This is a genomic window from Chryseobacterium carnipullorum, assembly GCF_003815695.1.
Classification (GTDB): domain Bacteria; phylum Bacteroidota; class Bacteroidia; order Flavobacteriales; family Weeksellaceae; genus Chryseobacterium; species Chryseobacterium carnipullorum.
Genome location: NZ_CP033920.1, coordinates 5,089,826 through 5,112,892 on the forward strand (window position 1 = coordinate 5,089,826; position 23,067 = coordinate 5,112,892).

Sequence of the window (23,067 nt, forward strand, 5' to 3'; positions counted from 1 at the left end):
AACCGTTAAAAATACAAGAAGCCGTCTCATTTTCCTTGAGGCGGTTTTTGTTTATAAACTGTCAATATTATTTTTTTAGGATGATTTTTTTGATTTGGAGTACCTTTTTATGCCACTTTCTTTCTTAAGTTGTGTGCTAAAGCATGTAAACCGAACTCAATTTCTACTTTTTTTAGTGATTTTAGCATAAATCGCTTAAAATGGTGATTGTGTTTGAGGTTGGCAAACACAGGCTCTACATCGTAACATCTTTTTTTACGTTTTTCTATCCCTTCTTCACTTTTCAGTCGCTTTCGTGTGAGTTCTTTATGACGTTCCAGATTGTGATTTCTCTCTATGCTTCGGTTTTCTTTGGATTGATGGCACATGCTTCTTAATGGGCACCCTTGGCAGTTTTTGACCTTGTAATGCGATAAGGTCTGCTCAAAACCGGTCTTGGTAGTTTTGTTGCTTTCGTGGGTTTTTTCCATCCGTTGTCCCATTGGACAAACGTAAAAGTCTTTCTCCTGGTTGTAGTGCAAATGCTCTTTGCTAAAGGTTTTGTTTTTACTCTGATAGTTTTCGTCCTGTTCTTTATCAAACGTATTGTACTTTACAAAAGCCTCTATTTCAAGTTTCTCTAAAAGCTCATAATTCTCTTCACTTCCGTAACCTGCATCGGCGGTAAGGGATTCTATTTCGTAGAATTTTTCCTGGCCTATGTTGTCTTTAAAATTTTCCAGATGGGAAGCTAAAGTATTAGTATCGGCAGGGGTTTGATGAAGCGTATAATTCAGAATAAACTGGTTCTCGGTGGAGATTTGCGTATTGTAAGCAGGCTTGAGCTGTCCGTTCTTCATGTGATCTTCCTTCATCCGCATAAAAGTAGCATCTGTATCGGTTTTGCTGTAAGAGCCACGCTCTGCGAGAATCTCTTCCTGCTGCTGGTATTTATCAAGATTCTTTTCAAAATTATTCCTGATGTAGTTCAGCTTGGCTTTAGCTTTAGCTCCCCCTTTCTTATCAGCGATTTTACTTCCTTTCAGTTTCTGGTTGATGCTTTCTACCGTTTTTTGGATTTTCTCTTTGTTGATTTCTCTGAACTCCGGAGGTTCGGGATCTTTATCTTCATCCGAAGCGATGCTTTGGGCATACTCCCATAACTCTTCCAGCTGCTTTAGCATTTTTTCTTTGTTGGTTTTGATCGATTTCCCCCACACAAAGGTATAGCGCCCTGCCTGCGCTTCAATCTTAGTTCCGTCGGTATAGATTTGCTTTAAAGTTATCAAACCTTCTTCCGCCAACAGCAAAACCACCTGTGTAAAGACATCCTTAAATGCAGTTTGCAGTTTCTGGCTCCGAAAACGGGCAATGGTATTATGATCGGCAATATTCATATTGGAAAGCCACATGAACAAAACATTTTCCCGCATGGCCTTTTCTATCTTACGGGAGGAATAAATATTTTCCATATATGCAAAAACCATCACTTTGAGCATCATCAAGGGATGATAGCTAGGGTTGCCTTCTTTGCGGTATGCATCTAATAAGGTGCTGATGTTGATCTTATCTAAAACTTCATTTACAATCCGTACAGAATGATCCATAGGAATCAGATCGTCAAAAGTATGCGGAAATAAAACCAGCTGATTTTGATTATAATGCTTAAAAGCCATACATATAATTGATTACCAAATAAATATACAAAAAAAACAAATCAAAATATATAAAAATTATTTACTTTTTAACAAGAAAAAAACCGCCTCAGTTGTGAGACGGCTTCTTTTTTATATCAAACATATTCGTGATCTATTAAAATTCTGAAATAAAGGCATGATCAAATAGTGCTTCAATTCAATCATGATTTCAACAACCCTATTTCACTCCTCTTACTTTGGTTCGTAACATATAAACAGATTGTGAGGCTGTAATGAATAATACATCATTATTTTCACCTCCAAAAGTCACATTGGAGGTCCATTCTTCCTCTATCGGAATATGATACATCTTTTTTCCTTTACGATTGAAAATATGCACACCCTTGCCTGTTAAATAAAGGTTTCCGTGTTTATCCAGAGTCATACCGTCTGAACCCATTTCACAGAACAGTCTTCTTTCAGAAAGTTTTCCTTCGCCAAGGATATCGTATACGTAGGTTTTTCCTGCATCAATATCTGAAATATAGAGTTTCTTAAATATTTCACTTCCTACTATGCCGTTCGGCTGTGTAAAGGTTTCCAGTCTAACAGTCTTTCCTTCTTTGGTTCTGTAATAAAGGCCTTTATGGGCAATTTCCTGTTTAAAATCTACCCAATAATCTCTTTCATACAAAGGATCTGTAAAATACATTCCACCGGATGAATCATTCCATACATCATTGGGCCCGTTGAGTCTTTTTCCTTCAAAACCTTTCAGAATAACTTCTATTTTTTTATCTTTTGAAATTTTCCAGATCTCGCCCTGATCATCGGAGCAGGTAATCAGATTTCCATCTTTATCGAAGTGGGTACCGTTTGCCCTGCCTGTTTTTCCTAAAAACTCTATCACCTTATTGGTTTTCCAGTCCCAGTAGTAGATCTTGTCGTTAGGCTGGTCAGTAAAATAAACATTCCCTTGTTTATCCGAAGACGGTCCTTCTGTAAAAGTGAATCGGTCCGAAATCTTCTTCGGCTGTGCATCTTCATAAAACATTTTGTTGTAATTTACTGATTGACAGTTTAGCAATGCGAAAACCAAACCAACCATGCTTATTCTGCATATATTTTTCATTCTTCACCTTTTAATGATGGCAAGTTACAACATCACCTCTAAGAATCAAATATATTTTCTCACTTTGATGTATTAAAAGCAAAAACAACCAATGTCTCAATTGTCCTATTTTTGAAGCAGATGGTATTAGTTAAAAAACGGTTTTATCCTGACCTTTGCCATGGTAAGATCAATACTCCTTTTTCCTTTTTAAAACTGACTGAAAAAACAGTTTGATCCGGCCTCAAATATCACCTTAATACTTTTTTTAACTTAACAAAAGTACCGCAATGAGTGCAGAATCCGGCAGCAGCAAATTTGTAGAAATAGAAAACGACACGTTTAGGAATTCAGTGGGAACCATGGATGAAACGGGGAAAAGAAAATGGGTCTTTCCCCGAAAACCTAAAGGAAAATATACCAACTACAGGAATTACGCGAGTTATCTTATGCTGGCTATATTTTTCGGACTGCCATTTGTAAAGATCAACGGTAATCCGTTTCTGCTAATTAATGTGATCGACAGGAGATTCTTTATTCTCGGACAACCTTTTTATCTTCAGGATTTCTTTATCCTGGCGCTGGGAGCAGTAACCTCTGTAATCTTTGTGATGCTGTTCACGGTAGTTTTCGGAAGAATATTCTGCGGATGGCTTTGTCCGCAAACGCTTTTTATGGAAATGGTATTCCGAAAAATTGAATACTGGATTGAAGGTGACCGGAATAAACAAATGAAACTAGACAGACAGGAATGGGATGCCGAAAAAATCAGAAAAAGGTTATTAAAATGGTCTGCCTTTGCATTCATTTCATTAACGATTGCCCATTTCATGTTCATGTACATTGTTGGTTACAAGGAAGTATTCCGGATCATGGCTGAAGGTCCTGAACATCATTCCATGAAATTCCTTGTCATGTTATTTTTCACGATGACCTTCTACTTTGTTTTTGCATGGCTCCGCGAACAGGTCTGCACATTGGTGTGTCCATATGGAAGACTTCAGGGAGTACTGATTGATAAACAGACTATTAATGTATATTATGATTTCAAAAGAGGAGAAGGCCGCTCAAAATGGAGAAATAATGAAGACCGTAAAGCAGCAGGAAAAGGAGACTGCATCGACTGTCATCAGTGTGTTGTAGTCTGCCCTACCGGTATTGATATCAGAAACGGACAGCAGCTGGAATGTGTCAACTGTACAGCCTGTATTGATGCCTGTGATGAGGTAATGGAAAAAGTGGGACTTCCAAAAGGATTGGTGCGCTATGCTACGGAAGCCGAAATTGAAAATCAGGAAACTTTCAAATTTACCTCCAGAATGAAAGCTACCACTGTATTTCTTGCTTTACTGATCGGATTTTTAGGATTCTTAATGTATGACCGCGGATCTATGGAAGCAAAATTTATCAAACCAGCAGGCTCTACCTTTTTTGTCAAAGACGGTAAGATAACGAATACTTTTATTTATACCCTTTTAAACAAATCCAACGAGAAAAAGATATTGACCATTAAAGTAATGACACCAACCAATGCAGAAATCACGTATTTTGGTTCAGAGAAAATCATATTAAAAGGTGATGAAATTCTGAAAGGAAATATCAATATCAGCTTCCCTGAAGAAGATATTAAGTTTTCGAAGCAAAATATGGTGATTGGCGTTTTTGATGAGAAGGGTGAAATGCTGGACTCGTTTGACACCACATTTGAAGGACCGTTTAAACTGACGCTGTAGGCAAGAGACAAGATTTGGAGATGTCAGATTTGAGACATGAGATAAGAGACTCCGGTAACTTCCATCTTCAGCCTTTCCTCTACCATCTTTTTTAAATAATTTTAAACCTTGTATTTTCTCATAAACTGAGTAGGAGTCATTCCGGAACTTTTCCGGAATACTCTTACAAAGTAGGAATATTCTTCGTATCCAAGTCTGAAAGCAATCTCCACGAGACTTTCATCCAGATACATCAGCATTCTTTTAGCTTCCAGCACTACTCTTTCGGTAATGACATCGGTCGCTGTTTTTTGAACAACTGTCTGAGCGATTCTGTTCAGATGCTTTGGAGTAATACCGAGTAAAGACGCATAATAAGAAATGGATTTTTGCTCATTAAAATATTGTTCTATAAGGTTTTCAAACTCCTGATAATGTTTAAAATAAGAGAGACTCGCAGAGGAAGAACGTAGATCAATATCTTTTGAAAACAGTCTGGTAGCATTAATGAAAATCTGAGACATAAAAGAAAGGATCAGTCCTTCTTTCATCGCATTCTGAGACTGATGTTCTTTTCCCAATTCCTGAAATATCGTGTTGTTTTTTTCCAGCTCATCAGCATCAAGCTGCAATTTTCTGGGAAAAGAGACTGAACCGAAAAAAGGAAAATTCCGCAGTTTCTGGCTCACATAATGCATCTCATAAAACTCCTGTGAGCAGAAAAAAATATATCCGTCAATATCGTCAGAAAGTTCCCAGCTATGAATCTGCCCCGGAGACAGAAAGAAAAGACTTCCCTTAGAAACATCATATTTCTGAAAATCTATTTCATGAGTTCCTTTTCCTTTTGTAAAAAGAACAGCTGCATAGAAATCATGCCGGTGTGGCTTTTCAATATGCCAGTGTCCTACAACAAGATGTTCTTTCATATTATTGAAATAAAAATCTGAGGTATTCCTGCCGGACTGGAAAAGCTCAATATGAAGGACAGAGATAGAATTCATTACTGATAATAAAACAGATCTTAGTTAATGTATAAAAGTACTGTAAAAAGAATCATAACGCAAATCTGCATAAAAAAAGGACCTGCTTTCACAGGTCCTGTATTCAGAAATTACAAGCTTTTATTTAATTACAAGCTTCGTGTTATAAGCTCCTTTTGAAGAGTTAATGCTGATGACATACACTCCTTTTGGAACGTTAACATTGAACTCTTTTGTATTGTTTCCTTCACTTTGATAAGCCGATGAAAACACCAATCTTCCACTGGCATCAAACATGCCTACTTTTACTTCTCCTTTTAAGTTTCTGGACTTAATGAAGAAGTTACCGTCACTTGGATTAGGATAAATTTTGATATCATCTGCCAGCGGAGAAACGGCATCCTGTACCCCTAAAGCCTGTGTCTGGCGGGTACATACCTGAAGGGACCATCCATTAATACTTCCAACATCGCCGGTGTAATTATCTGAGGCAAATAATTTCCATTGTCCCTGAGCCTGATGTCCCACAAAAATTCCTAGTGATTCATTAGACTTTACTTCTCCCTGAATTGGAGTAACACATACAGCAGCAGATCCCGCATCACTGAATGTCGCGGTGATATTATCCTGATTGGTGCATTGTCTGTTCCAAACAAGAGCTGATGTACCCATAGGTCCCTCTATTCCTACTGATAAATCTTTAACATACGTATGAGTAATGGAAGGAATGACTTTAATTTTAGTAATAATTCCGGAATTGGTCACCATTAAAGGAGCCAAAACTTTTTGGGATGCAATACCAGCATTTCCGCCCGGACCGTCTTTAATAGCGACTGCCGGACCTTGATAATTGTAAGTTGTACAGGTTTCTCCTGCTACGGTATAATCAATGACAAAGCTTGGACTCACTGTATAATAGATATTCCCAACGGCCTCCACAAGAATATAGGCATTGGCAGCAGTAGATCCGGAAGGAATGGTAATCTGCTCGCTACCGTCATTGGGAGTATTAGCTGCCACCGTTGTAAAGGTCTGTCCTCCGTCTGTAGATAATTTAATATTTACATTGGCAGTACTCACAGGCGCCTGATTTGTATTGGCAACATCCCATGTTACATTTAGTGCTGCTCCTGAAACTGCTGCCTGTCCAAAAGTTGGTGCAGTAACTTTAAACGGACCTGATGCTGAATTTACCGTTATAGCCATTGCATCTTTACCGGTCTGTGGTGCTGTAATATTATTGTTTCTAGCGGTCAGCATAAAATTTAGATTTCTTCCAACACCTGAAACAGTCTCCCAACGTGTAGTAAGTACACCAGCTAACACTTTATTAAAATCAGGAAAATATCTCACAGGAGTATTTACCGGATTCAAAGATCTGAATATAGGACCGGTAGGCTTGTTCAGATAAGGGATTGAATTAGCGCCTGTCTGAGCAGAACCTGAATCCATTTCCTCCCACGTATAGGTGTAAGAAGCAGTATTAGAATCTGTAGAAGTCCCTTTTAATACAAATGCTGTAGATTTAGGAATAATGTAGTCTGTGCCAGCATTTACATTGGGTGCTGGATTGGCAAAAGGAGTATTGGTCCCGCATGTGACGCTGTTTATTCTGGTTCTAATTTCGTCAACGCTGAAGCCGTGAAAATAATCGTCAGAATTGAATTGAACATCATAATTAACCGTTATTCCTGTATAAGCCATAATTGTGGATCCACTGCCGGGTTCCACTAGTGATGCGATATTACCTGACGCTGTATTATAACTAAATGTATGGTTTGCGCCCAATTGATGTCCCATTTCATGAGCTACATAATCAATATCGAAAGTATCTCCTTCAGGAAAATTGCTGGCTGTCCATCCCTGAGCTTTTGTACCGTTATCACAAATATCCCCGGGTGCATATCCATTTCCGTCTTCTTTATCAAAAATATGGCCCATATCATAATTCTCAGAACCGATAATACTGGTTATTGTTGTTTGAGCCTGTGGATTTTGCTCACCTGAAGCAGCATAGGGATCTGTTGCGGGATCTACATAGATAATCGCGTCATTATTGGCTACCAGATTGAAATGTAGTGAAAGATCTTTTTCAAAAACACTGTTCATACGGGTTACGGAGGCATTCATAGCTGCAAGGACTACTGCTTTTTTTTGAGCTTCTGTGGCCGTGGCAGGAGTTCCGGTGGCCGTGAGGTGGTATTGTGCATATTCGCCAGTACATGTTATAGCAAGTCTGAACACATTAAAACCTGCTAATTTTTTATTTACAGCACTATTTTTTTTTTCAGAATCTTTCGCTACTACCTTTTCTGGTGTAGCACATTCAAAAGATTCTTTGTCGTGACCTCTCCTCGCATTGGAATCGAAAACAGCATAGACTGCTCTGTCTTCGGTGTAAGGCTCAATGAATTCGGAAATACCAGATCTGGTGATCATGGATGAAAATCCTATAGGTGACATACTGAATCTTAAATAAACAGAAGGATCATTGACTCCTGTGCCTACATATGATTTGATGTCCGGGTATTTTTCCTGAAGGGCCGGATCCATATTGGAAGATTCCCAAACCTGAAACTTCTCAATTTTACCTCCGGCTGTTGGAAGAGAAATGATCACTCCTTTTGATCCTGAAAAACGCTCAGGTGCATTTTTCAGTGTAAGTTTAAGTTGAGCTGCATCCAATGAATAAAGAGCTGCATACTCCAGCTTTTCCTGAGACGGCTTTACTTTTTGCGACCTCACTGTTGTTTTGGTCCATTGCGAATATCCTAAAAAAGGAATCAGCAGCATGGAAAGAAAGAAATAATTTTTCATAAAAAAGTATTTTGATCTTTGCTAAATTAATAAAAAACAACCACACAAAACACTCATTTTATGGCAATTACCCACCACCTATCGAAATAAATTGCGGGCATTCACTACATATTTAAATTTCATAAAAAAAATACATCATATGTATATAATTAAAGTATTTAATACTTCAATTATTCAACTTCATCTATTTTAATTTTAAAAAAGAATTTTATTCAGGACTAATTACCAGCGCATATTTGTGTTAGAATTTAAAAAATTTTTATCTTTGGCTTTTAGGATTCATAGAATGAAGATAAACTTAGCTGATAAACTGTATTATTCAATAGGAGAAGTTGCCAAAGCTTTTGATGTAAACACCTCATTAATACGTTACTGGGAGCAAGAGTTCCCTATCATCAAGCCTAAAAAGAACAAAAAGGGTAACCGCTACTTTACTCCTGAAGACATCAAGAACCTGCAAATGATTTACCATTTGGTAAAAGAAAAAGGATATACCCTTGATGGAGCAAGAATTGCTTTGACCACCAACAGTAAAATTTCAGAAACCGTTACCATTATTGACCGTCTTGAATTTATAAAAGCTGAACTTCAGAAACTGAAAGCTTCTCTAGCAGATAAAGATTCAGAATAAATAGTACCCAATCATAAAAAGCATCTTTAAGTGATGCTTTTGTTTTGGCTCAAATCCTTGGCCTGTATTCCTTCAAATAATTCTTAAAAAAAAGTATTCAAATGTAATTTAAAAATCATTTGAAAGAATTTGTTGTACAAAACAATTCCTTCTGCTTTTCACCATTGCTTCGGTTTATTTTTATTTATAAGTTTACTGTATGATGAGAAAAAAATATTACCAGAAACTGGCATTTATGGGAATGCTTCTGATCGTGCTTTTGGCCTTTCAAAATTACACAGGTAGGGAAAAAGATAGTTTTCCTGAAGTAAAATTTATTACCACCCGCTCCACGTCATGGAATCTAACGGACTTTAATCCGAATGATCTCGATGCCATGCAATGGGAGCATTTAGGATTTTCCGAAAAACAGGTTTCTACCATTCTCAATTATAAAAAAATGGTAGGAGGTCAGTTTAGATCAAAAGATCAGCTAAAAAAATGCTATGCTATTTCTGCTGAAAAATTCAGTGAACTGGAATCCTATATTATGCTTCCCGAAGCCGGTAAAGACCACCATTTTGAAAAATTTGATAAATATGAAAAGAAAGAGATCCGTATTTCCGGAAGATTCAATCCGGATAGACTTTCTGCTGCTGAATGGATCAGAATGGGTTTCAGTGAAAAACAGGCTGAAGCTATTTTAAAGTATAAAAACTATTTGGGTGGAAGTTTCATCAGTAAAGAAAAATTCAAAGAATGTTTTATTATTTCTCCAGCAAGCTATACTAAGCTTGAATCTTATTTAATCCTTCCGGCAAAAACTCCTGAGGGTTTTAAAAGTCATGGTAAAAATTATACTGTACAGTCAAAAATTCACTACCGTAATTTTGATCCTAATTCTTTGAATTCAGAAGATTGGCAAGCTTTAGGATTTTCAGAAAAGCAGGCGAATACGATTGTTAATTACCGTGACAGAAATCTCAGAGGAAGTTTTAAATCACTTGAAGATATAAAGAAGTGTTTTGTTATTTCTAAGGAAAAATTCGAGGAACTAAGTCCTTATATTAAACTCAATACGAATACAAACCCTATCCAAAAACAGGAAACCGATTTTTCAAAAGTTGATTTAAATATCATCACATTCAAGCAGTTGCTGGAATTTGGTTTAGATGAAAAAAGTGCCGGATCGATGATCGGATTCAGAAAAAAACTGAGAGGTTTTGTCAATAAACAACAAATTTTAGATACCTACAATATTGATAAAAATTTGGTTCAAAAATTAATTTCTATTGCTCCACTAGATATTTCAAATGTTCCTAAATATACTTTAACAGAAGCTCCTGAAGAATGGCTGAAAGACCATCCCTACTTCAAATATTCTGCGGATAAGATCATATTCTACCGGACTACCTACACGGATGATAGAAAAATTCTGAAGCTTTTAAAATTAAAGCCTGAGTATGAAGAAAGAATGAAATTATATTTAAAATAACTGGAACCATATAAAAACTCCCCAAAATAATAGGGGCTATTTTGGATCGTTTCTACTCTGCGTACTATTTTAAGTTTTAGTGATGCATATAATTGCTGGGACCATTGGTTCCTTCAATAGATTCAGGTAGTATTCCATATTTGGTTCGTAAATCAATGGTACCTAATGTTTTCCCGGTCTGGATTTCAATAACACTAATAGTCCCGGAATTTAAGTTTGGAATATCTAAAAGGTTATTTTGTACTGCTACAACTTCTTTTCCTTTTTTAGTTTTAAAGAAAACCATATGATGTGCTCCTTTATCTGCCGTAAGGGTTTTTAAGAGCTTTAGCTGGGGAAGATTACTTATATCAAAGACCAAAACTTTTCCGGGATCAGCAAAACTTACGTAAAGCTTGCTGTTATCATCGATGTACATTTCGAGCGCCCAGCCTAATCCTTGTGTACTTCCATCAAATATTTTACTAAAAGTATCATACTTCTTGGTTATAGCATTGTATGGAGCAATCCAGATATCGCCACCTAGCATTGTCGTTGCAAGGGCATACTGTGGAAATTTTCCACGCAGCAATAGGACCTCAACAGGACTGGACATATCCGTTTGTGAGTCTGCGACCAGGTAAGTTTCTTTTAATTCATAGGTATTTAGATCTAATAAAGTACAAGTATTTCCCATTCCAGTAGTAAGATCCGGGTGAATGGTTGAGGTCACCATCATTATTCCTTTCTCCTCATTAACAGAAATACCGTGCGGATACATAATAAATTGATTTGGATTGGTTTGAACCGGCGCTTTAATAGTTTTAATAAGCTGGTTGTTATTTGCATTAAAAACACCTATGCTACCATCTTTTGGTCCTCCTGCCCCTCCCATAAAAGTCATAAAATATCTTCCATCGTTGGTAAAAAACAAATTTTCCCCTACTGTATTCTCCCCTGTATCAATAGGTGTTGCACTAACTAATTTTGGCTGTCCGTTTTTGTCTTTTTCCGTTTTTATCTGGTAGAGATAATTCCCCCCTAAAGCAGTGGTAAATAATTTGTCCGCATTCTGATTATAATAAAGATGATGAGGCAGGACACCAATACCTAATTCAAGTTTGCTACTAATATGCCCAAAATTTGGGGCTTCAGGATCAAGTTCAATTACAGCTATTCCATCTGATAATCCTTTCAAGCTTCTATAATCAATGTAAAATGAAGAATCGTGCGGAAGATCCGGATTATGGTTATCATTTTGACAATTAGAAAATGTCATTAAAATAATAACAGAAAGTAAGTTAAATTTTAATTTCATGGTTTTTAGTTTTAGTAGTTACTATATAAATATAATATATTTTAACTAACAAACCAATAATATAACACCAATGTGTGAATATTACTAAATGGTAACATTTTAAGTATTTTTTATTTTTCTTCAGATAGATTACTCGGAAATAGAAGTTCTCACTTATTTAACAATATAATAGATATAAAAAATTAAGCAGGAAAATATTTCCTGCTTAATTTTTTATTATTAATGATATAATCTTAATCGATTGTTTTGATAGAATCAGAAAGCAAGCTGTTAAGCGTAGTAAATTCCGCCTCTGTAAGGTCACGCCATTTCCCCACCGGAAGATCCAGTTTAATGTTCATGATACGGATACGTTTCAGTTTTTTTACTTCGTAGCCAAGATATTCACACATTCTACGGATCTGCCTGTTCAGTCCCTGAGTAAGGACAATACGGAAGGTCATATCATCGATTCTTTCTACTTCGCACTTTTTGGTGACTGTATCCAGAATCGGGACCCCATTTCTCATCTTTTCAAGAAATCTGGGTGAAAGTGGCTTGTCTACGCGGACGATATATTCTTTTTCGTGGTTGTTTCTTGCCCGGAGAATTTTGTTGACAATATCACCATCGCTGGTCAACAGAATCAATCCTTCACTGGGTTTATCGAGTCTGCCTATTGGAAAAATTCTTTTCGGGTAGTTGATATAGTCAACGATATTGTTTTTTTCGCGTTTGGTATCTGTAGTACAGACAATCCCCACAGGCTTATTAAAAGCGATATAAACAGGCTTATCCTGCGGCTCACGGATAGGTTTCCCATCTACCTCTACAACATCTTCATCTGAAACTTTTGTCCCCATTTCTGGGATCTTCCCGTTAATTGTTATTCTTCCTTCTTCCAGAAGTTTATCTGCTGCTCTTCTCGAACAGTACCCTACTTCTGATAAATATTTATTAATACGCGTTTTTTCCATTAGTCTTCTCCGTAACCTGTATAATTTTTTATTGCCTGTTGTGAGTAAAAATACTTTTCTTTATTGTAAACTTTCAAATCTGTATTCATTCTCCAGAAAGTCAGTCGTAGCATTTTCAATTGTATACTCCCCAATTTTTGTACGTCTCAGCTGTGTCAGATAAGCGCCAACTCCAAGTTCCTGACCAATATCATGAGCTAAGCTTCTGATGTAAGTCCCTTTCGAACACCCCACGGTAAAGCTTACCAGTGGAAGATCAATTGTAATATCTTTAATATAGAAAATCGTAGTTTTTCTGGATTTCATTTCTACTTCTTCTCCTGCTCTCGCCAGATTATACGCCCTCTGTCCGTCTATTTTAATCGCTGAATATACTGGAGGTTTCTGCTCTATTTCTCCAACAAACTTCTCCAAAACTTCATGAATCTTGTCTTCTGAAATATGGGTAATATCCGTCTGAAGGATTTCAGGTTTTTCCGTATCATAGGATTCTGTCTGGACTCCTATTTTAATCTCGGTCCAGTATTCTTTGGGAGCATCCTGAATTTCGGGGATTTTCTTGGTAAATTTTCCACAGCAAACAATAAGAAGCCCTGTTGCTCTGGGGTCTAAAGTTCCGGCATGTCCAATTTTAAATTTTTTAGGAAGATTAAACTCTCTTTTGAGTTTATATTTCATTTTATTGACAGCCTGAAAAGAGGTCCAGTCCAATGGTTTATCCAATAAAAACACATATCCTGATTGCAGTTCTTCAGCTGTCATTATTTTAAAATTTCGGTGATACTTACTAAGCTTGGCAGCTTATTAACCTTCTGCCTGCATTCCGGGCCGTTTTCAACATTGACAAAACATTTTTTATCTCCGATGAAATAATAGATGTTTTTAAATGGGTATACAGAGTTATTCGGAACAATATTTACAGTATATTCTTCAGGCAAATTAAATTTATAGCTGGTTTTACTTACTGCTGTCACTTTCTGGCTGTAACATTTTCCTTCCTTTCTGTATTCAATAAAAGATTTGTGTTCCAGTTTTTCGTCCGGTACCAGTTCTTTACAGATCAATAAATCTTCGGTTGGGTATTTCTCTTTGAGCTCAACAAAAAACTCGATCCTTTCTCCACTATTATTTTTTACCAACAGCGTATGTGCCGGTGAGCAAGAAACGATGACTCCTGAAAAAGCCAGTATCTTTAAAATATTAGTTTTCATACGCTTATTTAAAAAAATAGAAATAGATGAGTAATGCAATCCCAACAAAGATACGGTACCAGCCCCAAGGTTTGAAGCCATACTTATTCAAAACTCCGATGAATGCCTTGATGGCAATCAATGCGACAATAAAGGCAACAATATTTCCGATGATAAAGATCATAATATGATCATTCGATGCCATAATCATTTCATAGCCTTTCTGAGGATGTGCGGTTTCTTTTCCCCATGTTTTAAGGAAAACAGAATATACGGTAACAGCCAGCATGGTAGGAACTGCAAGAAAGAATGAAAACTCTGCAGCAGCTTTTCTGGTAAGACCCTGTGACATTCCTCCAATAATAGAGGCTGCACTACGGCTGGTTCCCGGCATCATCGCCAGACATTGCCAGAAGCCTATGGTAACAGCGCTTTTTATGGAAACTCCTTTTTCATCATCGATTCTGGGATTTTTAAACCATTTGTCTGCGAAAAGCAATACCACACCTCCCAGTACCAATACAGAAGAGATCGCAATCTGGTTTCCAAGAATAGCTTCAATTTTATCATCAAAAAGATACCCTAAAACCAATGCAGGAATTACCGCAAAAGCAAGTTTATAATAAAACCGGATATTTTTGAGGTCAAAGAACTTTTTCCAATAAGCCACCACAACGGATAAAATAGCACCGAACTGGATAGATACCTGAAACATTTTTAGAAATTCATCCTCCTGAAGCCCCATAAGGTTGGCGGCAAATCCCATGTGAGCGGTAGAAGAAATAGGAAGATACTCTGTAAGTCCTTCAATAATAGCAATAATGATCGCTTTAATTAGATCCATAATATTGTTAAAATTAAAAGATTAAGAGACTTTGACATTTAGAATATCCTAAATCTCTCAATCTCTTAATCTTTAAATAAGGTTTAAATTTATTTTCTTTTTAAAATAGCATACACTTCTATCACAAAGCCTATCACTATAAACAGTGGTGCAATTCTGATCCTGCGAATGGAAAAAATATCGTCATTCCATACATTGGGATCAAATTTACCGTCTACTGTATTCGCATCCGGACCCATCATCAGTAGAAATCCTACGACGATAAACGCCAGACCTATCAGCATCCACCTGAAGTTCTGCTGTCCGAAATAAAAGGTATTTTCCTGTACTACTTCGGTTTCTTTGCCAAATTCTGAAGCGGCCAATTTATTTGTTTTTTTGCTCATTATTAAGAATAATATAGATCGTCAACGTTTGATTTTAAGAATCTCCATGTAGCGAAAATAGTACTTAAGACAGAAATAAAGACTCCGACTCCAAGTACTAAAACAATCAGCCAGAAATACTGGTTATTGTCCTGTACGAAAGCTGAACCAATCTGGCTTGTAAAATAATACCATACTCCACCCAGCGCCATCAGGCCAATCGCAGATCCGATAGCACCCAGGATGATCGCCTCTACGATGAATGGTTTAAGGATAAACCTTCTTTTTGCTCCTACCAGCTGCATCGTTTTGATGCTAAATCTTTTGGAGAAGATTTTCAGTCTGATGGAGTTGTTGATCAGTACCACCGCCAAGATCAGAAAGAGAATAGAGAATCCGAGGATCCATTTCAAAATTCTGCTCAGGTTGTTGTAAACATCCACCATCAAAGTACTGTCATTTTTGACATCTACAATACCAGGAACCGATTTTATAATCTTAATGGCTCCGTCAATCTTTGCAGGGTCTACGTACTCAGGTTTTAATGCCACTTCGATCGATGAAGGGAAAATGTTTTCTTCAAAAAGCGCATCACTGTCTATCCCCATCGTTTTCTTGGCTTCTTTCGCAGCCATGTCTCTCGTGATATAGGTCGCTTTTTTTACAGGAGCTAACGTCTGTACCTTTTTAAAAGTTTCTTCCTCTAGTTTTGCAATTTTTACAGAATCTTTTGCATCATAGTTTTCATCAAAATACGCATTGACTACCAATTGCTCTTTGATATAGTCAGAATACTTTTGGGCATTGATTAAAATAAGCCCCATTAATCCTAACAAAAATAACACTAATGCGATACTTATTACTACAGTAATATTGCTGGACCGAAGCCTTTTCTTATTAAACTCATCTACAGATTTAGCCATTAATATTAAAATTTTTGGCTAAATTAGAAAAAAACTTCCGAAATTTGGGACGAAATAAAGAAAATCATTGTTAATAAAATCATAAAAAACGTTGAGTGTAAAAGCAAAAAAGCATCTTGGACAGCACTTCCTGACAGATGAAAATATCGCGAGAAAAATCGTGGAAGGTCTTAGCTATGAAGACTATAAAAATGTCATGGAAGTAGGTCCCGGAATGGGGGTCCTTACCAAATATCTTCTCGACAAGGATCAGACTATCTACCTTGCAGAGATCGATACCGAATCTATTGAATACCTGAAAAAGAATTATTCAAAGATCATCGAAAATGCCTTTGTGGGAGATTTTCTGAAACAGGACTTTAACTTTATCAATGGAGAGGAGATCGCCATTATTGGTAATTTCCCGTACAATATTTCTTCCCAGATTCTGTTTAAGATTGTTGATTATTATCAGCAGGTCCCTGAAATGGTCGGAATGTTTCAAAAGGAAGTTGCCGAGAGAACAGCTGCCGTACCGAGAACTAAAGATTACGGTATTCTATCAGTTTTGATTCAGGCGTATTATGATGTGACCTATCTGTTCACTGTTCATGAAAACGTTTTCAATCCGCCTCCAAAAGTAAAATCCGGAGTGATCAGACTGACCAGAAACCCAAAGGAAGGTCTAGCCGGAAATGAAGTGCTTTTTAAACAGATTGTGAAAGCAGGGTTCAATCAGAGGAGAAAGAAACTTTCAAACTCACTGAAAGTACTCAACATTCCTGAAGCTTTAAAGACTCATGAATTTTTAGACAAAAGAGCGGAAGAGCTTAGTGTTCTCGATTTTATCGGCTTTGCCAATCTCTGGAAACAAAACCAATAGAAACAATCTTAAAAATAAAAAAGCCTTTCAAATTTTCTTGAAAGGCTTTTTTGTGTATGCTTTATTTTTATTCCCTGTTCTTCAGCATGATCCATCCGGACCAGTTCATTTGAACTTTTGATTTAGGATATTCAAAATTAAATTTATACCAATAGGTAGCGGTAGAGAGTCTTTTACCTCCTACTGTTCCATCCCATACCGGTTTTTCTTTAGAGAATCTGAACATTTCCACTCCATATCTGTCATAAACAGATCCTGTGAAGTTTTTGAATTCTGCAAGTGCTTTAAGATCCAGAACATCATTAATACCGTCATCATTAGGGGTAATGATATTATTGATCTGCAGTGTATAGAAGTCAAATGTTCCTACGCAATGGGTTCCTACCCTTCTTATCAATACCGTATAATTGGTATTATCTAAAAGACTTGTAAAGACATTGGACAGTTGCCATGTGATTCCATTATCTATTGAATACTCTAACGTACTTGGGGTATTGTTCATCGGAGGATTCTCGGCAATGATCGTGACTGTTTTTTTTGCACTTTCATAATTGATGCCGATCACATAAGGGGTTGCTGCTCCTCCAACTTTCGCAGTAAAGATCTTTTTACAGAACCCATTATCTATTTCCACAGTGTAAACGCCCCAGCTGTCTGCAGTTATAGTCTGTGTTGTAGCGCCCGTGCTCCATAAATATTTATAATTGGGACCTGCCCCTGCATCAAGTGTAATACGGTCCCCCAGACACATTTCCACGTCTTTTAAAGGGGACGTGATTTCCGGGGTTACCTCTACTTTGATGGTCGCAGGGTTTAATGAACGGCATCCTTTCGCTCCTACCGCATACACCGTGAATGTGGTGGTCTGATGAAGGGTCACTGTCTGCGTATTGCCTGTACCCGGGAAGTTTACCCACTGGTAAGTTACCCCTCCTTCAGCAGTAAGAGTCAAGGTTTCTCCCGGACAAATTTTTATCCTTGAAGATTTTATACCTGCTACAGGAGTTGCTTCTTTCAGAAGTTTTAATTCTATCATTTTGCTACAGAAGCCTCCATTGGAAACCACGGTGTATAGAATCTGGCCATCTGTCCCGTTATAATTTAAAACATTCTGAATATAGTTCCCGTTTTGAGCCACTGCATCGGCCTGATTGACATAGAATCTGAATACAGCTCCGGGTGTAGGGCTTATAGACGACATAGCATTGGTCAGATCATAAGTGGTAATGTCTGGTGTAGTACAAAGAAGCAATGTTGCATTCTGTGCCTGAGGAGTAGTTCCCCCATGAATTTCTATGGTTGCTTTTCCCGGACAAGGATTTCCGGGAACACTTACTTCAATAGTATATATTCCTGGCTGTACGGCTGTAATGCTATTAGTGGTTGCCCCTGAAATTGGCGTTCCATTGAGGAACCATTGGTATAATAAATTAGGATCACTTACTGATGCGGTGATCACCTGGGGTACGTTATCACATACATTAATATCAGAGGGTAATTTAATCCCATTAGGCCCTAAAAGTTCCACCCCTATATTAAACGATCCTCCTTCCAAAAATACCGCAGAATCATAGGCGTGGTCTTCGAAGCTACCTGGAGAATAATCAGCTACCACCATTTTAAAATGATATTCCTGACCTGCCACTACGGTTGCGGTTGCAGTAAGGGGAATTGTTCTTCCTTCAAAATTGATCTGACTGGCATGGTTTGTATTATAACCGCCAAAATATTGTTCGTTAATAGCAGCACATCCTGGAAACCCTGAAATAGCGGGGTGAATATTCGTGATACTTACAGGTCCTGCTCCCGATGGCAATACCGCCATATTCTGGTAAGGTCCTCCTGAAGTGGGTCTGAGGAGAATGGCGAAGGCATCTGCATATGAGCAAGGATATGACCCATAATATTCTTCTGATGCCAACAGATAGTTAAATTTAATTTGGGAAGTGGTAGGGACAAAATCAAATTCCAAAAGAACGGCATCCGTTAATGTTCCGGTTGCTCCTATTGCCTGTGCAAGATCAGAATCTGTTCCTCCTCCATTGTTATCACTCAGGTTGCCTTCCTAGCTGTTTCCCGCTCTTCTGGCTTTTCCGGTAGAAAGTACAATACCATCTTTGAAAGGAAAATTGGTGGTTCCCTGATTAAAGTATCCCCAGGACCTGTCAGCATCTGTAACAGCGTGATTGGGTGTTATCTTTACATTGGATACAGTAGGAGTCACACAAGTATTTGTTCCTGATGAGATGAGTACATCTTTCACCAGCTGCGTTATAGAATATGAAGATTGCGTATAGCCCGGTGTATTGACATCAATAAAATTACCTACTTTTTGAACAGCTGACCCTGAGGGTTTATTTTTGGGAGGCTTTCTAGGCCCGTCAGTTTGAGAATATGAAAACGTCGAGATGACTAAGAAAAATAAAAAAAATAAGAGATTTCTTCGCATAATACTTTTGTTTTAACAAATTTAATTTATTTTCAAATAAATCCTTCATTTTTTAATTTTTTTTTAAGATAAAAAAAACAAACCTTCCAAATATGGAAGGTTTGTTTGTTAGTTCCTATTTTTTAGCAATATCCAGCCTGAACGTTGCTCCAGTTTTTTACTGGCCGGGTTTTCCCACTGTACTTTATACCAGTAGGTGCCTGTAGGCAGATTCATCCCCTTTAAAGATCCTCTCCAGACAGCGTCTGTTTTGGTTGCTCTGAAGAGCTCTGCTCCGTACCGGTCAAAGACTGATGCTGCAAAATTATTATATCCTCTAAGTCCTGAGAAATCTACTGTATCATTGACTCCATCCATATTAGGTGTGATGGCGTTGCTGATAACAAATGTAAAGTAATCTAATGATGTACTGCAGTTTGCATCTTTTACCCTTACCATCAAATGGTAGTTCGTATTATTTAAAACATTATAAAACATATTAGAACTCTGCCAAACGACACCACCGTCTATAGAGTATTCCAAAACACCTCCTGTAGGATTACTCGTCGTGAGGGTAAGCACATGATTATCATATACTACATTCGTAAACTGAGGCAGATCAGGATTCAATAATTTTGCGGTGAAAACCTTAGAACAAACCCCATTGCTGATGGTCACGGTATAGGTTCCAAGAACACTCGTCGATATCGTCTGTGTCGTTGCCCCCGTACTCCATAGGTAGGTATAACTCGGGCCCGCACCTGCATCTAGAATACCTTTATCACCTGCACATACATATACATCCTGTAGTGTAGATACAATGGCTGGTACCACCTCGATGGTTACTTTTGCAGCCTGCAGAGAGCTACAGCCATTCCCTCCCAATGCAAATACAGAGTATTCTGTTGTAACGGTAGGAGAAACTACCTGTGTATTTCCATTTCCAGGAAGACCTACCCAATTATAGGTAAATCCTCCGGTAGCCGTAAGAGTAACGGATTCTCCTGCACATATTTTTGTTTTTGATGCCGCTATTCCCGCGGTAGGTGGTCCCACCAAAACAGTAACGGTGGCAGGTGTTGCAGAAATACATCCGTTGGCACCTACTGCATATACCGTGTATACTGTGTTTGTCGTTGGAGAAACGATCTGGGTATCACCATTTCCGGCAAGTCCTGTCCAGTTATAGGTTACCCCTCCTGAAGCTGTTAATGTTACTGATTCCCCTAAACATATTCTAGGTTGTGATGATACCAGGGTCGCAGTTGGCAGTGCTGTATTTTGAGTTACTGTAACGGTAGCGGTGTAGGTACATGTTAAATTTCCTGGCTGCGATACATTGGAAACTGTAAGGGTATAAACTCCTCCTGCGTTAACGACAGGATTCAGTGTATTGGCCCCTGATACGATATTCCCCCCTCCTGCTGCTGTCCAGGCAATGGTGGATCCAGCAGGTACTACGGAAGCGCATGCATTTAATGTAGTTTGAGGTGCTGTACAGGTAATTTGCTGCGGTGCAGCTATGGTAAGCGTTGTTTCAGCTGTTCTCAGCAATTGAAGTGAAACCACATAGTGACATCCTCCGTTTTTCACCAAAACATAGATGGTCTGATTGGCGGGTGGAGCATATGACGTAGGGGTTACGATAAAATTATTATTTTCTGCAAGCGCATCAGCCTGAAGAATATAGTACGTAAAGGTAACACCAGGCCCGGCAGAAGTGATCTGACTTTGGGCAGTTGTAAGATCATAGGTCAATCCCGGAGCATAGCATTTATGCAATATCGCATTCTGTACTGTGATGGGCTGCGAAACTTCAATAGTTATCGTTGCCGGATTCTGTGATACACATCCGTTAGCTCCTACAGCAGTTACGGTATAGGTAGTGGTTGTAGTAGGTGATACTGTCTGTGTATTTCCTGTTCCAGGAAGGGCTGTCCAGTTGTAGGTAGCACCTCCTGATGCCGTTAAAACAACCGATTCACCGTTACAAATCTGTATTTTACTGGCTGTAAGTCCTGTAACAGGGGGAGCACTGTCTCCTGTAACCGTTACGTTAGCAACAGCAGTACAGATTACACTTCCCGGCTGATAGGTATTTGATATGGTTAAGGTATAAGTTCCCGGAGCATTGATCACCGGATTTAATGAATTTGCACCTGAAACGATATTCCCTCCTGTGGTGGTCCAGCTAAAAACAGATCCTGCAGGATAAACTGAAGCTGACGCATTTAATGTTGCCTGTGAGCTTACGCAGGTTAATACCGGCGGAGGCAAAATCGAAGCAGTCATTTGAGGAGCTTTTACCAGCTGTAACTGAGCAACTTTGGAACAGAAGCCATTTTTGACAAGAACATATATGGTCTGCCCTCCCGGACTTGAGTAGGTCGCAGGGCTGGGAATGGTGTTGGTATTTCCTGCAAGGGCATCTGCCTGGGTAAGATAATACGCAAATGTTGCCCCTGGAGTTGTACTTATAGAAGCCTGCGCTGAAGGGAGATTAAAAGTAGCATTTCCCGCAGAATAGCAAGCTGTAAGGGTTGCATTCTGGACGGTAGGAGAAGTTCCTCCCACTACGGTAATGGTTCCCGTTCCCGGACATGTATTTCCCTGAATGAATACCTGAACACTGTATACTCCGGGCTGTGTAGCTGTGTAGCTTGGTCCGGTCTGGCCTTGAATAGGATTGTTATTTAAAAACCATTGATATGTAACATTAGGAACCTGTACTGAAGCGGTAAAGGTTTGAGGAGCATTGTCGCACATATTAATCGATGAAGGAAGCTGCACTCCGGCAGGATCTAAAATTTTCACTCCGATATCAAATGAACCTGCTTCCAGAAATACGGCTGAGTCGTAATTTCTATCGCTGAAGTCAGCTAAAACCATTTTGAAGTGATAGGTCTGACCTGGAATTACAGTAGCTTTTGCTGTTAAAGGTACCGTTCGGCCATCAAAATTAGTTTCAACCAACGGATTATTTATTCCTGCGAAATAAGTTGGGTTTACCGCGCCACAACCTCCGGGAATTGCCGGGTGGATATTGGTCACACTTACAGGTCCTGCATTTCCGGGAAGCACTGCGAGATTGGTGTAAGTAGGATCACTTGCCTTTTTTAACAGCAATGCAAATCCGTCTGATTTGGTACAGGCAAACTGGAATCCCGGTGCATATTCTTTGGAGGCAAATAAGTATCTGAATGAAACTTCTGTAGAAGCTGGTACAAAATCAAATTCAATATAGGTTGCATCTCTCAATTCCAAATCATTGATACCTAAAGCAGTGGCCAGATCTACATCTCCCGGGGTATTCAAACCATCATTTAAAAGTCCTTGATAGTTATTTCCTGCTTTTGCAGCATAGCCCGTTGAAAGAACGATTCCTTTTTCGAATGGAAAACCAGTAGTTCCTTTATTAAAAAAACCCCAGCTTCTTCCGGCATCATTGACGGCTAAATTAGGGGAAACGTTGACATTGGTTACATTCGATGTAGAGCAGGCTCCTCCGGATATGAGCACATCTTTGACCAATTGCGTAACGCTGTAGTTAGATTCGGGATAATTGGGGGTATTTACATCTATGAAAAGACCTGCTTTCATAGAATTTGCGTTAGCTTTTTTCGCAGGAATCGTGGCTCTGTCTATGCTTTGAGCAAAAACAAAACTGCCGATGAATGCAAAAAATAACATCAAAAATAAATTTCCAATCCTCCTATTTAACATTTTATAGTATTTTAAACAAAAATACTATTTTTTTTGATTGAAACTTAATTTAACACAATTTACATTATCATTCATACAAGTTTATTTATTCTGCAATATAAATTCACTTTATTTAAAAATAATAAAAAAGGCCGG

At 38.2% G+C, this 23,067-nt stretch carries 18 protein-coding genes; 4 read left to right on the forward strand and 14 right to left on the reverse strand.

Annotation, left to right across the window (positions count from 1 at the left end):
• Positions 1-107 precede the first annotated feature (107 nt).
• Entirely contained in the window at positions 108-1,655 is a 1,548-nt protein-coding gene (locus EG346_RS23070) for an IS1182 family transposase (protein WP_123882109.1), read from the reverse strand.
• Between the two features lie 199 nt (positions 1,656-1,854).
• Positions 1,855-2,748, reverse strand: coding sequence for an SMP-30/gluconolactonase/LRE family protein (locus EG346_RS23075; protein ID WP_123882112.1), 894 nt, complete (start codon positions 2,746-2,748; stop codon positions 1,855-1,857).
• A gap of 269 nt (positions 2,749-3,017) precedes the next feature.
• Here EG346_RS23075 and ccoG point away from each other — a divergent pair, with 269 nt between their 5' ends.
• The gene (gene ccoG / locus EG346_RS23080) at positions 3,018-4,460 is read left to right on the forward strand and encodes a cytochrome c oxidase accessory protein CcoG (protein WP_123882115.1); all 1,443 of its coding nucleotides are present in this window, start codon (positions 3,018-3,020) and stop codon (positions 4,458-4,460) included.
• 101 nt (positions 4,461-4,561) lie between these two features.
• On the opposite strand, the gene EG346_RS23085 is transcribed toward ccoG, so the two are convergent.
• Entirely contained in the window at positions 4,562-5,443 is an 882-nt protein-coding gene (locus EG346_RS23085) for an AraC family transcriptional regulator (protein WP_123882118.1), read from the reverse strand.
• A gap of 120 nt (positions 5,444-5,563) precedes the next feature.
• Positions 5,564-8,239, reverse strand: coding sequence for a reprolysin-like metallopeptidase (locus EG346_RS23090; protein WP_123882121.1), 2,676 nt, complete (start codon positions 8,237-8,239; stop codon positions 5,564-5,566).
• Between the two features lie 286 nt (positions 8,240-8,525).
• Between EG346_RS23090 and EG346_RS23095 the strand changes: the two genes are divergently transcribed.
• Both EG346_RS23095 and EG346_RS23100 read left to right on the forward strand, forming a co-directional pair.
• Positions 8,526-8,870, forward strand: a complete 345-nt coding sequence (locus EG346_RS23095; RefSeq protein WP_073335058.1) for a MerR family transcriptional regulator — start codon at positions 8,526-8,528, stop codon at positions 8,868-8,870.
• A gap of 202 nt (positions 8,871-9,072) precedes the next feature.
• Positions 9,073-10,344 (forward strand): helix-hairpin-helix domain-containing protein, encoded by a 1,272-nt coding sequence (locus EG346_RS23100; RefSeq protein ID WP_164466366.1) that lies wholly within the window; start codon positions 9,073-9,075, stop codon positions 10,342-10,344.
• Positions 10,345-10,420: 76 nt separating this feature from the next.
• Here EG346_RS23100 and EG346_RS23105 read toward each other — a convergent pair whose 3' ends face one another.
• The 7 genes from EG346_RS23105 to EG346_RS23135 all read right to left on the reverse strand — a co-directional run bounded on the left by EG346_RS23105 (position 10,421) and on the right by EG346_RS23135 (position 15,919).
• Positions 10,421-11,641, reverse strand: coding sequence for a YncE family protein (locus tag EG346_RS23105; protein ID WP_123882127.1), 1,221 nt, complete (start codon positions 11,639-11,641; stop codon positions 10,421-10,423).
• A gap of 233 nt (positions 11,642-11,874) precedes the next feature.
• Positions 11,875-12,597, reverse strand: coding sequence for a 23S rRNA pseudouridine(2604) synthase RluF (rluF, locus tag EG346_RS23110; protein ID WP_073335061.1), 723 nt, complete (start codon positions 12,595-12,597; stop codon positions 11,875-11,877).
• A gap of 60 nt (positions 12,598-12,657) precedes the next feature.
• Positions 12,658-13,359, reverse strand: coding sequence for a tRNA pseudouridine(55) synthase TruB (truB, locus tag EG346_RS23115; protein ID WP_073335062.1), 702 nt, complete (start codon positions 13,357-13,359; stop codon positions 12,658-12,660).
• Positions 13,359-13,808: a hypothetical protein gene (locus EG346_RS23120; RefSeq protein ID WP_123882130.1), complete on the reverse strand. Its 450-nt coding sequence runs from the start codon at positions 13,806-13,808 to the stop codon at positions 13,359-13,361. Before EG346_RS23120 ends, truB begins: the two co-directional genes overlap by 1 nt.
• 4 nt (positions 13,809-13,812) lie before the next feature.
• Positions 13,813-14,631 (reverse strand): undecaprenyl-diphosphate phosphatase, encoded by an 819-nt coding sequence (locus EG346_RS23125; protein ID WP_073335064.1) that lies wholly within the window; start codon positions 14,629-14,631, stop codon positions 13,813-13,815.
• An 89-nt stretch (positions 14,632-14,720) separates the two neighbouring features.
• Positions 14,721-15,017, reverse strand: a complete 297-nt coding sequence (locus EG346_RS23130) for a DUF3098 domain-containing protein (RefSeq protein ID WP_123882133.1) — start codon at positions 15,015-15,017, stop codon at positions 14,721-14,723.
• Between the two features lie 2 nt (positions 15,018-15,019).
• The gene (locus tag EG346_RS23135; protein ID WP_123882136.1) at positions 15,020-15,919 is read right to left on the reverse strand and encodes a cell division protein FtsX; all 900 of its coding nucleotides are present in this window, start codon (positions 15,917-15,919) and stop codon (positions 15,020-15,022) included.
• A gap of 91 nt (positions 15,920-16,010) precedes the next feature.
• Between EG346_RS23135 and rsmA the strand changes: the two genes are divergently transcribed.
• A complete protein-coding gene (gene rsmA, locus EG346_RS23140) occupies positions 16,011-16,781 on the forward strand; it encodes a 16S rRNA (adenine(1518)-N(6)/adenine(1519)-N(6))-dimethyltransferase RsmA (RefSeq protein ID WP_073335067.1) in 771 nt (256 codons plus the stop codon).
• Positions 16,782-16,848: 67 nt separating this feature from the next.
• Here rsmA and EG346_RS23145 read toward each other — a convergent pair whose 3' ends face one another.
• From EG346_RS23145 to EG346_RS23150, 3 genes are all read right to left on the reverse strand, one after another.
• A complete protein-coding gene (locus EG346_RS23145; protein ID WP_228426796.1) occupies positions 16,849-18,837 on the reverse strand; it encodes a choice-of-anchor L domain-containing protein in 1,989 nt (662 codons plus the stop codon).
• Between the two features lie 9 nt (positions 18,838-18,846).
• Positions 18,847-19,230 (reverse strand): hypothetical protein, encoded by a 384-nt coding sequence (locus EG346_RS25235; RefSeq protein WP_228426379.1) that lies wholly within the window; start codon positions 19,228-19,230, stop codon positions 18,847-18,849.
• 108 nt (positions 19,231-19,338) lie between these two features.
• Positions 19,339-22,899, reverse strand: coding sequence for a choice-of-anchor L domain-containing protein (locus tag EG346_RS23150; protein WP_228426381.1), 3,561 nt, complete (start codon positions 22,897-22,899; stop codon positions 19,339-19,341).
• Positions 22,900-23,067 lie beyond the last annotated feature (168 nt).

Excerpts from the sequence above, each read along its gene's own strand:
- EG346_RS23070 (WP_123882109.1), bottom strand. The coding sequence starts at position 1,655 with ATGGCTTTTAAGCATTATAATCAAAATCAGCTGGTTTTATTTCCGCAT.
- EG346_RS23075 (WP_123882112.1), bottom strand. The coding sequence starts at position 2,748 with ATGAAAAATATATGCAGAATAAGCATGGTTGGTTTGGTTTTCGCATTG.
- ccoG (WP_123882115.1), top strand. The coding sequence starts at position 3,018 with ATGAGTGCAGAATCCGGCAGCAGCAAATTTGTAGAAATAGAAAACGAC.
- EG346_RS23085 (WP_123882118.1), bottom strand. The coding sequence starts at position 5,443 with ATGAATTCTATCTCTGTCCTTCATATTGAGCTTTTCCAGTCCGGCAGG.
- EG346_RS23090 (WP_123882121.1), bottom strand. The coding sequence starts at position 8,239 with ATGAAAAATTATTTCTTTCTTTCCATGCTGCTGATTCCTTTTTTAGGA.
- EG346_RS23095 (WP_073335058.1), top strand. The coding sequence starts at position 8,526 with ATGAAGATAAACTTAGCTGATAAACTGTATTATTCAATAGGAGAAGTT.
- EG346_RS23100 (WP_164466366.1), top strand. The coding sequence starts at position 9,073 with ATGAGAAAAAAATATTACCAGAAACTGGCATTTATGGGAATGCTTCTG.
- EG346_RS23105 (WP_123882127.1), bottom strand. The coding sequence starts at position 11,641 with ATGAAATTAAAATTTAACTTACTTTCTGTTATTATTTTAATGACATTT.
- rluF (WP_073335061.1), bottom strand. The coding sequence starts at position 12,597 with ATGGAAAAAACGCGTATTAATAAATATTTATCAGAAGTAGGGTACTGT.
- truB (WP_073335062.1), bottom strand. The coding sequence starts at position 13,359 with ATGACAGCTGAAGAACTGCAATCAGGATATGTGTTTTTATTGGATAAA.
- EG346_RS23120 (WP_123882130.1), bottom strand. The coding sequence starts at position 13,808 with ATGAAAACTAATATTTTAAAGATACTGGCTTTTTCAGGAGTCATCGTT.
- EG346_RS23125 (WP_073335064.1), bottom strand. The coding sequence starts at position 14,631 with ATGGATCTAATTAAAGCGATCATTATTGCTATTATTGAAGGACTTACA.
- EG346_RS23130 (WP_123882133.1), bottom strand. The coding sequence starts at position 15,017 with ATGAGCAAAAAAACAAATAAATTGGCCGCTTCAGAATTTGGCAAAGAA.
- EG346_RS23135 (WP_123882136.1), bottom strand. The coding sequence starts at position 15,919 with ATGGCTAAATCTGTAGATGAGTTTAATAAGAAAAGGCTTCGGTCCAGC.
- EG346_RS25235 (WP_228426379.1), bottom strand. The coding sequence starts at position 19,230 with ATGCGAAGAAATCTCTTATTTTTTTTATTTTTCTTAGTCATCTCGACG.
- EG346_RS23150 (WP_228426381.1), bottom strand. The coding sequence starts at position 22,899 with ATGTTATTTTTTGCATTCATCGGCAGTTTTGTTTTTGCTCAAAGCATA.